Origin of the sequence: Glaesserella sp., from assembly GCF_041817755.1 — a bacterium.
Taxonomy (GTDB): domain Bacteria; phylum Pseudomonadota; class Gammaproteobacteria; order Enterobacterales; family Pasteurellaceae; genus Glaesserella.
Genome location: NZ_JBGYBX010000044.1, coordinates 20548 through 32323, shown reverse-complemented (window position 1 = coordinate 32323; position 11776 = coordinate 20548). Strand labels below are relative to the sequence as shown.

At 42.9% G+C, this 11776-nt stretch carries 15 protein-coding genes and 1 pseudogene; 9 read left to right on the top strand and 7 right to left on the bottom strand.

What is annotated here, in order from left to right; all coding sequences use genetic code 11:
- From ACEYKX_RS06295 to ACEYKX_RS06265, 7 genes are read left to right on the top strand one after another with little or no spacing between them, the layout of a single operon-like run.
- Complete coding sequence (locus ACEYKX_RS06295; protein ID WP_373766200.1) at nt 1-519, top strand: hypothetical protein; 519 nt, start codon at nt 1-3, stop codon at nt 517-519.
- 10 nt (nt 520-529) lie between these two features.
- The gene (locus ACEYKX_RS06290) at nt 530-931 is read left to right on the top strand and encodes a hypothetical protein (RefSeq protein ID WP_373766199.1); all 402 of its coding nucleotides are present in this window, start codon (nt 530-532) and stop codon (nt 929-931) included.
- Nucleotides 932-939: 8 nt separating this feature from the next.
- Nucleotides 940-2238, top strand: a complete 1299-nt coding sequence (pilQ, locus tag ACEYKX_RS06285) for a type IV pilus secretin PilQ (protein ID WP_373766198.1) — start codon at nt 940-942, stop codon at nt 2236-2238.
- 51 nt (nt 2239-2289) lie between these two features.
- A complete protein-coding gene (gene nusB / locus ACEYKX_RS06280; protein ID WP_373766197.1) occupies nt 2290-2703 on the top strand; it encodes a transcription antitermination factor NusB in 414 nt (137 codons plus the stop codon).
- Nucleotides 2704-2711: 8 nt separating this feature from the next.
- Complete coding sequence (gene thiL, locus ACEYKX_RS06275; RefSeq protein WP_373766196.1) at nt 2712-3680, top strand: thiamine-phosphate kinase; 969 nt, start codon at nt 2712-2714, stop codon at nt 3678-3680.
- 3 nt (nt 3681-3683) lie between these two features.
- Nucleotides 3684-4154 (top strand): phosphatidylglycerophosphatase A, encoded by a 471-nt coding sequence (locus tag ACEYKX_RS06270; RefSeq protein ID WP_373766195.1) that lies wholly within the window; start codon nt 3684-3686, stop codon nt 4152-4154.
- Nucleotides 4154-4774, top strand: a complete 621-nt coding sequence (locus tag ACEYKX_RS06265) for a LysE family transporter (RefSeq protein ID WP_373766194.1) — start codon at nt 4154-4156, stop codon at nt 4772-4774. Before ACEYKX_RS06270 ends, ACEYKX_RS06265 begins: the two co-directional genes overlap by 1 nt.
- Before the next feature lie 39 nt (nt 4775-4813).
- Here ACEYKX_RS06265 and ACEYKX_RS06260 read toward each other — a convergent pair whose 3' ends face one another.
- Together ACEYKX_RS06260 and ACEYKX_RS06255 are read right to left on the bottom strand one after the other, a co-directional pair.
- Nucleotides 4814-5752: a substrate-binding domain-containing protein gene (locus tag ACEYKX_RS06260; protein ID WP_373766193.1), complete on the bottom strand. Its 939-nt coding sequence runs from the start codon at nt 5750-5752 to the stop codon at nt 4814-4816.
- A 4-nt stretch (nt 5753-5756) separates the two neighbouring features.
- Nucleotides 5757-6710, bottom strand: coding sequence for a hypothetical protein (locus ACEYKX_RS06255; RefSeq protein WP_373766192.1), 954 nt, complete (start codon nt 6708-6710; stop codon nt 5757-5759).
- Nucleotides 6711-6887: 177 nt separating this feature from the next.
- On the opposite strand from ACEYKX_RS06255, the gene ACEYKX_RS06250 reads away from it, so the two are divergent.
- Nucleotides 6888-7100 (top strand): YdcH family protein, encoded by a 213-nt coding sequence (locus ACEYKX_RS06250; RefSeq protein WP_373766191.1) that lies wholly within the window; start codon nt 6888-6890, stop codon nt 7098-7100.
- Between the two features lie 96 nt (nt 7101-7196).
- On the opposite strand, the gene rplI is transcribed toward ACEYKX_RS06250, so the two are convergent.
- The 4 genes and pseudogenes from rplI to rpsF form a co-directional block, all read right to left on the bottom strand.
- Nucleotides 7197-7646 carry a 50S ribosomal protein L9 gene (gene rplI, locus ACEYKX_RS06245; protein WP_373766190.1) on the bottom strand — a complete coding sequence of 150 codons (450 nt, stop codon included), beginning with the start codon at nt 7644-7646 and terminating at the stop codon, nt 7197-7199.
- An 18-nt stretch (nt 7647-7664) separates the two neighbouring features.
- Nucleotides 7665-7892 carry a 30S ribosomal protein S18 gene (gene rpsR / locus ACEYKX_RS06240; RefSeq protein WP_005598105.1) on the bottom strand — a complete coding sequence of 76 codons (228 nt, stop codon included), beginning with the start codon at nt 7890-7892 and terminating at the stop codon, nt 7665-7667.
- Nucleotides 7867-8230, bottom strand: a pseudogene (gene priB / locus ACEYKX_RS06235) (primosomal replication protein N). Before priB ends, rpsR begins: the two are co-directional and overlap by 26 nt.
- The gene (gene rpsF / locus ACEYKX_RS06230; protein ID WP_373766189.1) at nt 8217-8594 is read right to left on the bottom strand and encodes a 30S ribosomal protein S6; all 378 of its coding nucleotides are present in this window, start codon (nt 8592-8594) and stop codon (nt 8217-8219) included. The pseudogene priB and the gene rpsF overlap by 14 nt, the downstream one beginning before the upstream one ends.
- Before the next feature lie 396 nt (nt 8595-8990).
- Here rpsF and ACEYKX_RS06225 point away from each other — a divergent pair, with 396 nt between their 5' ends.
- Nucleotides 8991-10310 (top strand): MFS transporter, encoded by a 1320-nt coding sequence (locus ACEYKX_RS06225; RefSeq protein WP_373766188.1) that lies wholly within the window; start codon nt 8991-8993, stop codon nt 10308-10310.
- A 57-nt stretch (nt 10311-10367) separates the two neighbouring features.
- Here the strand turns inward: ACEYKX_RS06225 and ACEYKX_RS06220 are convergent, their stop codons facing one another.
- Entirely contained in the window at nt 10368-11627 is a 1260-nt protein-coding gene (locus tag ACEYKX_RS06220) for an NRAMP family divalent metal transporter (protein WP_373766187.1), read from the bottom strand.
- Nucleotides 11628-11776: the final 149 nt, after the last annotated feature.

Genomic DNA, 11776 nt, shown 5'->3' with positions numbered 1-11776 from the left:
ATGAAAAACATGATATTACGTCAATATATTAAACCACTAAATTTACCGTATAAATTATTTACGATAGTACATACCCGTTTTATATCTCTTTGTAGCCTGAGTGTCCTGTGCATTCTTACTTACCCGGCCCTCTATTATCTTTATTTATCGAATACCGATGAGACAAACCGCCAACAACACCGAATGTTGCAGCAACGCTTATTAACAGAAAACGAATTGCTGAAAAGTCTGCAAAACCATCAAATCAATATCAATAAAAAAGAAGGAAATCTCGCTTCTCTTCATCAACAAATTAAATCCGTCTTGGATCATGACCAAGCGAATATTGAACATATTCAGTGGGGCTTCGATAACGGAAAAGTTGTTTATTTAACCGTAAACCAACAAACCGAAAAGATATTTCATATTATTCATCAATTAAATCGCTTGGATAGCCTTAAATTCAAAGAAATCAGCTTAATTAAACTCGGGCATGATCGCTTGGTTCAATTAAATACAACTTTATCCGTGTTACCTTAAAGGAGATATTATGCCGAAAATCATTTATTTTATACTGTGTTTCTATTCCGTTACGGGTTACTCAAATCCGTTTTACGCCGAGGAGACCCAAAACCGACATCCCTCGATGTCAACCGACATTGCAAAAAATAGCGCCAAACAGACCGCTTGTTATGCCGAGCAGGACGTCAACATATTGAATATGCCGATTGAATTCGAAAAACTGACATTGATCGGACTAACTCGGCTGAATCAACAATCTCATGCATTATTTATCGATGAAAATAAGCGGTTGTATCGCTTTAAACCGCAGGATCTGATTTCACCTGCCATGATTCAATTCCGACAGATGGATTTAAAAAGCCTTCATTACATTGATTGGCAAAAAACCGATGAGTGTCATGCCCCTTATCTTGTAATCTTAACTTTATAGGAGACATTGTGCGTTATTTCGTTTATTGCCTTGTATTATTCACCTTACCGTCCGCTGCCGATACGATGTCTATCGCCTTAAAAAATGCACCGACGGCGGAAATTATTGCCTACCTTGCCGAAGAAAACGGAAAGAATGTCGTCTTATTTGATGAAGTCAAAGATATCAAAACGCTTCGCCTTGAGAACCGCCATTTTGACGAAATACTCGACAGCATTGCCAAAATCAATCAATTATCGGTTAAAAAAGAATCGGACATTTATTATATCAATCCGTCCCGTACAAAGGCGGACACACCGAATGTCGACGTATCTCTGCCAACGACACCTGTTTCAACGGCGCCGAAATTAGTGACCAAAACCATTCCGTTACATTACGCCAAAGCTTCCGAAGTGATTGAATCCCTAACCAAAGGACATGGTAATATTTTGTCGGAAAACGGTTATATTCACTTTGACGATCGTAGCAACAGCCTAATCATTAAAGACAGTAAAGAAGGCGTGAAACACTTTGCCGATCTCATTAACGCTCTCGATAAACCGACCGAACAGATCGCCATCGAAGCCCGTATCGTCACTATCAGCAGCGAACATTTACAAGAACTCGGGGTACGCTGGGGGGTATTTTCACCGACCGACGGATACCATAAATTCGCCGGCAATCTAGAAGGCAACGGGCTACAAGTCAACAACTTGAATGTTAACTTCCCGGTAAACAACGCCGCGTCAATGGCATTACAAGTCGCCACCATCAACAGCCGTGTACTGGATTTAGAATTGACGGCATTAGAACGTGAAAACAGCGTCGAAATCATTGCCAGCCCGCGTTTACTGACAACCAATAAAAAAAGCGCCAGTATTAAACAAGGCACTGAAATTCCCTATGCCGTTTACAGTAAAAAAGATGAAGTCACCGACATCGAATTTCGGGAAGCCGTCCTCGGTTTAGAAGTTACCCCACATCTGTCAAAACATAATCAAATTCTGCTTGATTTAATCATCAGCCAAAACTCCCCGAACAACCAAAGCGGTAACAATGCGTTGATTACGATTGATAAGCAGGAAATTAACACGCAAGTCTTTGCCAAACACGGGGAGACCATCGTACTGGGCGGTATTTTCCAACATTTGCTCTCAAAAGGGGAAGATAAAGTTCCGGTGTTAGGCAGCGTTCCGTTTTTAAAACATTTATTCAGCCAAAGCCGGGACAAAATCGTCAAGCGTGAATTGGTTATTTTCGTCACGCCTTACCTTGTTCCCTCAACACCGATTAACGGGCAGTCTGCGAATAAATCCAAGCAAAAATAAGGGGAATATGATAAAATCCGCTACCTTTTTTAAGATAAATATTGAGGTTTTATGAAAGTTTCTCCACGCCGCCGAGCCAGAGAATGTGCAGTGCAGGCGCTTTATTCTTGGTATATTTCACAAAATAGTATTGAGCAGGTTGAACTTGCTTTTGTTACCGATCAGGATATGAAAGGCGTTGACATGCCTTATTTCCGCCGATTATTACGGGGAACCGTCGAACACATCGAAGCCGTTGACGCATCATTACGCCCGCATTTGGATCGCACAGAATCCGAACTGGATCCGATTGAACGGACAATTTTGCGTTTATCCGCTTATGAATTGCAGTTTGAACAGGATGTTCCGTACAAAGTAGCGATCAACGAAGGTATTGAAGTCGCCAAAGTCTTCGGAGCGGATGACAGCCATAAATACATCAACGGCGTTCTTGACAAATTAGCACCGACTCTCGGTCGTAAATAGAGGCGGCAATGGGCGAGTTTGATTTGATTAAACGCTATTTCAGCCGTAACAAGCGGTCGGATCGTCACGATATTTTGCAATCGATCGGCGATGACTGTGCGGTGACGATGATTGAATCAAATCAACGCTTGGCTATTACCACGGATACGTTAGTGTCCGGTACCCATTTCCTGCCTGACATTTCTCCTGCCGATTTAGCCTATAAAGCCGTTGCCGTTAACTTAAGCGATTTGGCGGCAATGGGGGCGAAACCGACGTGGGTCTCCCTTGCTCTGACGCTTCCTGAGGTTAATCACGATTGGCTCTCGGCATTCAGCCGGAGTCTTTTTTCGATCTTGGATCAATACCAAGTCGCGCTGATTGGTGGAGATACTACGAAAGGTCACTTATCGATAACGCTCACGGCACAAGGCGTATTACCCGCATCAAAAGGTCTGTTCCGCCACCAAGCCAAGGTCGGTGATGCGTTGTATGTTTCGGGCTTTTTAGGCGACAGTGCGGCAGGATTGGATATACTCCTTCATCACACAGCACAAGATGATACTCGACGCTATTTGGTTAAGCGCCATTTGCATCCGACACCACGAGTTGAACTCGGGCAACAATTGCTGGATTACAGCTGCTGTGCCATTGATATTTCAGACGGATTACTGGCAGACTTAGGGCACATTCTCGAACGCAGTCAATGTTCGGCGGAAATTGACTTGGATAAACTGCCGCTATCTGCAGCCTTACAAGCCTGTTATTCTTTGGAAAACGCGGAACAGTTTGCCTTAACCGGCGGCGAAGATTACGAACTTTGTTTTACCGTCCCCGAACAACAATGTGCCGAAATGGAAAAAAGGCTGACCGAGTTAGGTATACCCTTCCACCATATTGGTTGGATTACCGATAACGTCGCATCTCAAATTACGTTAATCAAACGAGGAAAAACGGTTTCACTTCCCAATCATATCGGGTTTGACCATTTTAAATAATCTATGAATATCAACTTAAAAAAACCGACACATTGCTTAGCTTTCGGCTTTGGTTCGGGTTTAATTACTCCCGCACCGGGTACGTGGGGATCATTGGTCGGACTGGTGATATCGATACTCTTATCGTTTATCACGACCTCTCCCCTATTTTTTCTCTTATTGACGTTCGTTGCTTTTATCGGCGGTTGTTATATATGCCAAGCAGTAAGCCAAGATTTAAACGTACATGACGACGGTAGAATCGTGTGGGATGAAATCGTGGCCGTTTTTCTGATTTTTACCTTTTTACCCGCACACAATTGGCTGAACTATTTACTCACTTTTATTATTTTCCGCTTTTTTGATATCACGAAACCTTATCCGATCCGTTATTTTGATCAACACCTACACGGTGGGCTAGGCATTATGTTTGATGATATTTTAGCGGCAATTTATACGCTTATAACGCTTCACGTTATTTATTGGTGGTTCTGATGTGGACAATTTTCTTCGTGCAGTTAATCGGATTAGTCAGCCCCGGGCCCGACTTCTTTTATGTCAGCCGAAAAGCAATGAGCGATACCCGTCGTAATGCCGTACTCGGCACGATCGGGATTACCATCGGCGTGGCTTTTTGGTCATTGATCGTCTTATTCGGATTGACTTTTCTAAACAAACATATTCCGTTATTCCAATATATTTTGATGATATTGGGCGGAAGCTACCTCGCTTACAATGGTTTTAAAATGCTACAAATCACGAAAAGCGCCGTCTTGGATGAACGCGCCCTGCAGCCCAAGCCGACATCCGCATGGAAAGAGATCTTAAAAGGCTTAATGATCAATCTGTCTAATCCTAAAATCGTGGTTTTCTTCAGTAGCGTATTGGCAGGTTATGTATCAAACTTGTCTCGTTTACAAGATAGTTTGTTGGTACTATTAATTTTAGTCGGTAGCGCACTTGTCTATTTTATTTTCATTGCGTTATTGTTTTCACACAAACATATCCGCACTTTTTATGCCAAACATAATCGATATTTGGATAATTTTGCCGGTGCCGTGTTTATGCTATTCGGAGCCAAATTAATTTATGAAGGCATCTTCACGCTTCTCTGATATCAATAAAGCCTTGTCGGGTTCCGACAAGGCTTCGTTTTATACTAATCGGCAAGGCACGCGACGTTGTTCGATACGCCGATCACCGCTTAATTGCGCTAATAACAATTCTACCGCCCACTTCCCCGCCTGCGGATAACCGAAATCCAAACAGAGTAACTCCGGCACAACATATTGCAATAACTCATTTTCCCCGACGCATGCAAGCGGTCGGTTTTGCCCCGTTTCATGCAAATATTTCACGGCACCGATAGCAAGACTGCTACTGGCACACAGTACGGCGGAAACCGGTTTTTCAAACAGGATCGGCATGTGCTGATAACCGCTCTCCGCCCCCAATTCCGCTTTAACCAAATTCGGTTCTAAACCGTATTGCTCGCAAAATCTTACATAGGTTTGATTACGCAGCTTCCCGGTGGTTTCATCCCGATCGCAGACCCCCAAATATGCGATCTGTCGATGACCTTGCGCATACAATTGTGCCATTAATATCTTCACGGCATTTTCATCATCGTAAAATACCGATGCCGTATTTTCATATTGACGGGCAACCGCTACCAACGCCCCCTTCCATTCTTTAACCAATGTCGCCGGTAATTGGGAAAAACCGAACAACACGATACCGTCAACTTGCCGTTGTTGAAACAGTTTAAAATGGCGTTTTACCTGCTCCGGTTGAAATTGACTTTCAACAATGAGCGGAGTGATCTCCTGTTGATGTAACTCATGCAATATCGCACTCAACGTTTGTGATTCCGCGGGGGAATTCAAACGGGTCACAATAATCCCCACGACGGGCTCGGTTGCACCGCGCATCGCTCGTGCACTACGGTTCGGTTTAAAGCCTAAAGCATCGACGACCGTTTGTACCTTCCGGCGCGTAGCGTCACTGACCTTCGGATCATGATTCAGTACGCGGGAAACAGTGGATTTGCCCACATCACATAAGCGGGCAATATCTTTGATTGTATATTTCATCAGACTACGACACCGGACGTGTAGCTTCAGGCAGCGGATCCGCCGGAGGACGAATTTCAATTTCCGGCTCCGACTGCTCGTTTTCCATCGATTTTTCTACCGGTTTTTGTGGTTCCGTTTTTTTGACTTCAACCGGTTTAGGTTGTGGCGGTGTCTCTTCAGCAGGCTGAGCAGGAGCGTTCGCATTATTTTCCGCTTTAGACTCTTCTACCGTTGCTTTCTGTTCTACAGACTCCGTTTTCGGTGGCTCTACGCTGTTTGCCGTTTTTGCAATATGTTGCTCGGAACTGACCGCTTGTTGTGGAGCTTCCGGTTGATTATTTTCTGATTTCGATTGATTTTCCGTTTTTGGTTTAAGTTGTTCCAACACACCGTCAATAATCGGCGCCTGAGATATATCAATTTCCGTTGTCGCCGAATTGTTATCCGCATTTTGCGGTGTTATCGCCGGCGAATGCTTTTCTTCCGCGGTTTGATCCGGCTTAACCGCTAATAATTTACGCCCGATTTCAACCCGAGGATCAAGCCATACGGCTAACACGGCATCGTTAAAATCTTTGTTAAATTCTTCCGGAATCACAATATCATTCAGCACAAAATACCCTCTGTCCGGTAATGCGATATAGCTGAGGGAATCGTCTTTTTTGATGTCCGGTAATATTTTTCTTAAACGATCGACAACCTTATCTTGCTCCGGTAACGTAATCCCCAGACTTGACCATGAACGGGCAAGCGAAATGGCAAAATCACGTCCGTCAACCGGTTTCTCATATTGTAACGTGAGCATCAAAGGGCGTAATTCCGGCACGTATTTCCCCGTCTCCGAAAAAAGGGAAATCGTATAAATTTTAAACGGCCCCCAAATGTAATCGGCACTGCTAATTTTTTGCCATGTTGCCGATACGGTTTGGGAACAAAATAAAATCGATAATATAATCAGTTTGGTGTAACGCATCATCTTCCCATATTGGATAGTAAACAGCCCTCGCATTATAGCGTAAATAAGGTCATTGCAAACAAGGATTTTTCAGGTAGAAATTTTGTGATCCGCTTCAAAAAACACAGATTAAATTACAACGTTAAAAACGAAAAATGCTACTATTATTACGACATCAACCATGAAAAGGAGTCTACTATGTTCCCGGAATTTCGTGACTTAATCACAAAATTGAAAATCGAAGATGCCCATTTTGCCCGTTTATTTGAGCAACATAACGAACTGGATCAAAAAATCAAAAATATGGAAGCGGGGATTGAACTTGCAACCCATACCGAAATTGAAGTATTGAAAAAAGAAAAATTGCATCTCAAAGACGAGTTGTATGCGATTTTGAAGAAAAAAGCCTGATGTTGACTGACAATACCCGTAACAAGCGGATATTTTTGATTCTTTTTTTACAAAAAACCCGGCGGTTATGCCGGGTTTTTTTTATTGATTTCTCAATTATTCAGAAACGACGTTAATAGCTACCACGGCATTGACTTCGGCGTGTAAGTGTAATTTCACTTCGTGTTCGCCGATAGTACGTAATGCCCCTTCCGGTAAACGCACTTCAGATTTAGTCACTGCTACGCCTGCTGCAGATACGGCTTCAGCGATATCACGCGCACCGACAGAACCGAATAAACGACCGTCATCACCTGCTTTAGAAGTGATTACGATTGCCGCTAAGTTAGCGATTGCTGCTGCACGAGCTTGTGCTGCAGATAATGCTTCTGCCGCTTTCGCTTCTAATTCTGCACGACGTGCTTCAAAGTGAGCAATGTTTGCCGCCGTTGCCATAACCGCTTTACCTTGTGGGATTAAGTAGTTACGAGCAAAACCTGCTTTAACGGTAACTTGGTCACCAACAGTACCAAGTTGAGCAACTTTGTCTAATAAAATAACTTGCATTGTACTCTTCCTCTCTTATTACTGATGGTTGTCAGTGTATGGAAGTAACGCAAGGTAGCGAGCGCGTTTGATTGCACGAGCTAATTGACGTTGATACTTCGCACGAGTACCTGTGATACGGCTTGGAACAATTTTGCCGCTTTCTGAAATATAGTTCTTTAATGTAGCGATATCTTTGTAATCGATTTCAACAACATTTTCCGCTGTGAAACGGCAGAACTTACGACGACGGAAATAACGTGCCATTTTGGCTTCTCCTAATCTATAAATTCAATTTGTTCGGTGTGTAAGACTAACTGATTTAAATCATTGTAGTCTTTGTGAGTATGGATAAACCCTTTTACTCGAACTTTCCCACCGACCTTCATTTGTTGGGTTATTAAACTAAATTGATTGCCTGCCAAAATCACTTGGATTTTGCACCACGCTTGGCGTTCTAAATTGACTTCTTTTTGAGCCGAACGATGTTCCAGATAAAAAGAGTACGTCGGAATGCCTATCGGGCTTAGGCTTTGTTTAATCGTTGTCGCAATCGTGCCACTTAAGATTAAACAGTTATCAATAGACGAATTACTCGTCTGCATCCTCAGCTTCAACTTCTACTAAAGCTTCCGGAGCTTTACGCTCATCTTTTGCTTTAAGCATTGGTGATGCTTCTGTTACCGCTGCTTTAGTGTGTAACACTAAGCTGCGAAGAACTGCATCGTTGTAACGGAAGTTAGTTTCTAACTCATCGATTACGTTTTGTGGAGCTTCTACATTCATTAACACATAGTGTGCTTTGTGAAGTTTGTTGATTGGGTAGGCTAATTGACGACGACCCCAATCTTCTAAGCGATGAACTTGACCGCCTGCTTCTGTAACGGAAGCGGTATAACGCTCAATCATACCAGGTACTTGTTCGCTTTGGTCCGGGTGAACCATAAAAACGATTTCGTAGTGACGCATTGTCGATCCTTACGGGTTAACAGCCTCCAAGGTTGCCAGTCACCAGCGTTGGAAGCAAGGATTAAAAACGGATGTGACTGAAGGTGCGTATTATACGGACAAATGACATTCATACAAGCGGAAATTACGCCGATTGCAAAATTTGCACAGGATCCGACCGCTTGTCATTCGGACAACGCAATACCGTTATCATAAAAATTTTTATCATTTCTTTTTTATCACATCAATAGATAAAAATTCATAACACCCCACATATTTAGAGTTATTCACTAAAATAAACAAAATTTCAGCACATTATAATAAAAGACAAAAACCGTCCCGCACCTATTCAGTTGTTTTATCTGCTTGAAAATGCTAATGTTCGCGCTCTTTTTGTACACCTTTGGATTTTTTATAATGACAAAACACAGTTTACGAAATAACCCACGTAAAGTGGCAATCGCCGCCATGGTCGGTACGGCAATTGAATTTTTTGACTACTATATCTATGCCGCCGCGGCCGTGTTGGTTTTCAACACCCAATTCTTTAACAGCGACGATCCTGTTTCCAATGAATTACTCTCTCTTTCGACCTTAGCCCTCGCCTTCTTTGCCCGTCCAATCGGCTCGGCACTATTCGGACATTTCGGCGATAAAATCGGACGGAAAAAAACCCTTGTTGCTTCATTGTTATTAATGGGCGGCTCAACGGTTACCATCGGTTTACTGCCAAACTATGAAAGCATCGGTATTTGGGCAACCATTTTACTTTGCGTATGCCGTATCGGTCAGGGGATCGGCTTAGGCGGCGAATGGGGCGGTGCGGCTTTAGTCGCCACGGAAAACGCTCCCGACGGTAAACGTGCGTGGTACGGTACCTTCCCGCAATTGGGTGCACCGATCGGTTTATTCTTAGCAAACAGCTCATTCTTCTTGGTGAGTTATTTCTTTGGTACGGAAGCCCTTGTCGAATGGGCATGGCGTATTCCGTTTATCTCTTCCATCGTACTCGTTGCCGTCGGTTTATATGTCCGTCTTAGCCTACACGAAAGCCATGTATTCAGAGAAGCGGAAGAAAAAGGCAAAAAACATGCCGCACCGGTCAGCGAAGTGTTTAAAAACCACTTAAAACCGTTAATTATCGGTACGTTCATTATGACGGCGACCTATGTATTGTTCTATATCATGACCGCATTTGCACAAATTTATTCCAAAAGCGCCCCGACGCTTTCACCGGCTGGTCACCCGATGGGATTAGGCATTCCGTCCAATACATTTACCGGCTTATTATTGTTAAGTGCTATCGTATTCGGTTTCTTTGTCAGTATTTCAGGAATTTATGCGGATAAAATCGGTCGCCGTAAATGGTTAATTTTTGTCACGATCGGCATCGGTATTTTCGGTCTGTTAATGCCGTTTTTCCTAGGTAACGGCACACCGTTAACCGTCTTTATCTTCTTGGTGATCGGCATGGTCTTTATGGGCATGACCTTCGGTCCGATGGCTGCGCTATTGCCGGAACTTTTCCCGACGGAAGTGCGTTATTCGGGCGCGTCGTTAGCCTATAACTTTGCCTCGATTGTCGGTGCCACCATTGCGGCGACCTTTGCGATTAAAATCAATGCCGCTTACGGTTTATTCGGGGTTGGTGTCTATCTTGCCATTAATGCACTCCTCACATTGATTGCGTTATTCGTCTCAAAAGAAACGAAAAACTTGGATTTAACCAAAGTATAAGACAAATTAAAAAAGCCCTATTTGAAAAATAGGGCTTTTTACCAATGATTATGCAGCCTAGCTGAGAAAGCCGAATTGATGAAGAACAAACAGCAAGGTGAAGCCGCTTAAGTAAATCAATCCGATAATGGACAACCACAGCAATCCGCCTTTCACTCGATGCTCACCTTTTAATACTAAAGAGAGGTTTAGCCATGCAAATACCGGTGTTGACACAAATGAACAGATCATGGCAAACGTTAACATTTTCGCCACATCACTCATAAATAGAGTAATAATTAAAATACCGATAACCGACGTGACGGTTAACCAAATATTTAATTGTAATTGCGAACTCTCCTTTTTATTTAGAAGCAAACGCAATGCTTCGGCATTCGCACGCGAATAGCCGTCTATCACGGTAATTGTTGTACCAAACATACACATAAAAGCAATAAAGGCAATCAATAAGCGCGACCAATCGCCAATCGCATATGCATACATTTTAATCAATTGCGCGATATATTTGACACCGGCTTGCTCCACGACTTCGCCTGAACCGTATTGCACAATCGCTCCTAACGCAAGAAAAACGATCGCTAAAATCGCCGTACCGATAAAACCGACGTTAAAATCAAATAAGCCGTCTTTATAACTGACTTGAGAAAAACGTTTTTTCGCCACTACCCACATAGAGTTAATCGCCGAAATTTCAATCGGTGCCGGCATCCAACCCATTAATGCGACAATGAAAGCCAGTGAGGCTAAATTCCATGGCGACGGTTCGACAAAATCAGGTACCATCGTACTGCCTTTAAGTGCGGCAAGAATCACTGCGGTGACAGTTGATACGGTTAAGGCAATCATAATCCATTTTGATAATTTATCGAGGAAACGGTATTTACCCAACAACAACATTCCCCAAGTTACGGCAATCACCATCGTACTCAATTGAGGTATAGTTAACGCCCAACTTTTCGGCAAAATAAAACTTAAAATTGCGGCGGTTACAATCCCCACGCCAGCAGTATTAATCATCGCGGCAAACACATTCAACACAAAGAACACCCACAGATAAATTCCGCCTTTTTCCTTATAACCTTCCAATAGCGTTTTATTTGAGGCTAAGGTATATTGCACCCCGAAACGGAAAAAAGGATATTTGAATAAATTTGCAAGAATAATGATAAGGGCTAATTGCCAACCATAAATGGCTCCGGCTTGGGTAGAGGCAACAATATGGGAACCGCCGACGGCAGCAGACGCCATTAAAATACCCGGTCCCATTGCTGCCAGTTTTGAACGCCAGGTAGAAACCGGCTCATGTTGTTGTGACATAACATTTCCTAAAAATAAGTAAAAAAACAAGAGGTCGGAATTGTAGCGATAAAATAATTAACAATTCAATAACCTTTAATTTTTCCGATTAAATAAAACTTATATCCCACAACGGATATTATTATCGGCATTAACTGCTAAAATAATCG

Excerpts from the sequence above, each read along its gene's own strand:
- ACEYKX_RS06295 (WP_373766200.1), top strand. The coding sequence starts at position 1 with ATGAAAAACATGATATTACGTCAATATATTAAACCACTAAATTTACCG.
- ACEYKX_RS06290 (WP_373766199.1), top strand. The coding sequence starts at position 530 with ATGCCGAAAATCATTTATTTTATACTGTGTTTCTATTCCGTTACGGGT.
- nusB (WP_373766197.1), top strand. The coding sequence starts at position 2,290 with ATGAAAGTTTCTCCACGCCGCCGAGCCAGAGAATGTGCAGTGCAGGCG.
- thiL (WP_373766196.1), top strand. The coding sequence starts at position 2,712 with ATGGGCGAGTTTGATTTGATTAAACGCTATTTCAGCCGTAACAAGCGG.
- ACEYKX_RS06270 (WP_373766195.1), top strand. The coding sequence starts at position 3,684 with ATGAATATCAACTTAAAAAAACCGACACATTGCTTAGCTTTCGGCTTT.
- ACEYKX_RS06265 (WP_373766194.1), top strand. The coding sequence starts at position 4,154 with ATGTGGACAATTTTCTTCGTGCAGTTAATCGGATTAGTCAGCCCCGGG.
- ACEYKX_RS06260 (WP_373766193.1), bottom strand. The coding sequence starts at position 5,752 with ATGAAATATACAATCAAAGATATTGCCCGCTTATGTGATGTGGGCAAA.
- ACEYKX_RS06255 (WP_373766192.1), bottom strand. The coding sequence starts at position 6,710 with ATGATGCGTTACACCAAACTGATTATATTATCGATTTTATTTTGTTCC.
- ACEYKX_RS06250 (WP_373766191.1), top strand. The coding sequence starts at position 6,888 with ATGTTCCCGGAATTTCGTGACTTAATCACAAAATTGAAAATCGAAGAT.
- rplI (WP_373766190.1), bottom strand. The coding sequence starts at position 7,646 with ATGCAAGTTATTTTATTAGACAAAGTTGCTCAACTTGGTACTGTTGGT.
- rpsR (WP_005598105.1), bottom strand. The coding sequence starts at position 7,892 with ATGGCACGTTATTTCCGTCGTCGTAAGTTCTGCCGTTTCACAGCGGAA.
- rpsF (WP_373766189.1), bottom strand. The coding sequence starts at position 8,594 with ATGCGTCACTACGAAATCGTTTTTATGGTTCACCCGGACCAAAGCGAA.
- ACEYKX_RS06225 (WP_373766188.1), top strand. The coding sequence starts at position 8,991 with ATGACAAAACACAGTTTACGAAATAACCCACGTAAAGTGGCAATCGCC.
- ACEYKX_RS06220 (WP_373766187.1), bottom strand. The coding sequence starts at position 11,627 with ATGTCACAACAACATGAGCCGGTTTCTACCTGGCGTTCAAAACTGGCA.